Genomic DNA, 980 nt, shown 5'->3' on the forward strand with positions numbered 1-980 from the left:
ATTGGTGAGAACGGGGCCGGAAAGTCCACCACGATTAAGATGTTGACAGGTATTCTGGTGCCAACATCGGGACATCTCAAGGTGGGGGGCTATGTCCCTTATGAGGATCGCGAGAAATTTGTAGGTAACATTGGCGTTGTTTTTGGTCAGCGCAGCCAGCTTTGGTGGGACATCGGCGTGATCGAATCTTTTCAACTGCTGCGCAAAGTATATCAGGTTCCGGCTACAGACTTCAAACGCAGGCTGGATGAGCTGGTAGAAAGGCTGCAATTGCAGGATTTGTTAAGCCGTCCGGTGCGCAAGCTTAGCCTTGGACAACGGATGCGTTGTGAGTTGGTAGCTGCTTTGCTGCACAATCCATCCATTGTTTTTCTGGACGAGCCGACCATTGGACTTGATATCATGGTGAAGTCTGAAATACGCGAGTTTTTGAAGGACATGAACCGGGAACACGGGACCACTATTTTGCTGACGACCCATGATTTGCAGGATATTGAAGCGCTGTGCTCGCGCGTCATTATGTTGGATGATGGGAATATCATTTATGATGGTGGACTGGATGAGCTCAAGGATCGTTGGGGGACAGGCCGAGAAGTAAGGTTTCAATTTGGTACGACGACACAGCTGGAGCAGTTGCAGGCATGGACGGCTGATATGCCGCTGACGTGGACTATGGATAACGATTTGGCGGCCAAGGTGTGGATTCCTCTTCATATTAACGTATCAGATGTGCTGGCTAGTGTAGTGGGTCGCACGGACATTACGGATATCAAAATCATTGAAACCAACACGGATGATATCGTCCGCAGCATCTATCAGTCTGGCTCGGCAGAACGCCAGGGCAATCCGATAGTGGAGGCCAAAGTTCATGCTTAGCGTATATACCGATTTTATTCGTATCCGATTTCTCACCATGCTTGCTTATCGGGTAAACTATTATTCAGGCATACTTATTTATTCCATGAATATCGGCGTGTATT

At 48.4% G+C, this 980-nt stretch carries 1 protein-coding gene and 1 pseudogene; both read left to right on the top strand.

Going from position 1 to position 980, the window contains the following annotated elements; all coding sequences use genetic code 11:
- Positions 1-876, top strand: an 876-nt coding sequence (locus tag AC5V8P_RS25725; protein ID WP_495474076.1) for an ABC transporter ATP-binding protein, incomplete at its 5' end; no start/stop codon positions are given.
- A pseudogene (locus AC5V8P_RS25730) lies at positions 869-980 on the top strand (daunorubicin ABC transporter permease); the annotation flags it as partial. The gene AC5V8P_RS25725 and the pseudogene AC5V8P_RS25730, both read left to right, overlap by 8 nt.

The organism is Paenibacillus sp. N119s (assembly GCF_059447605.1).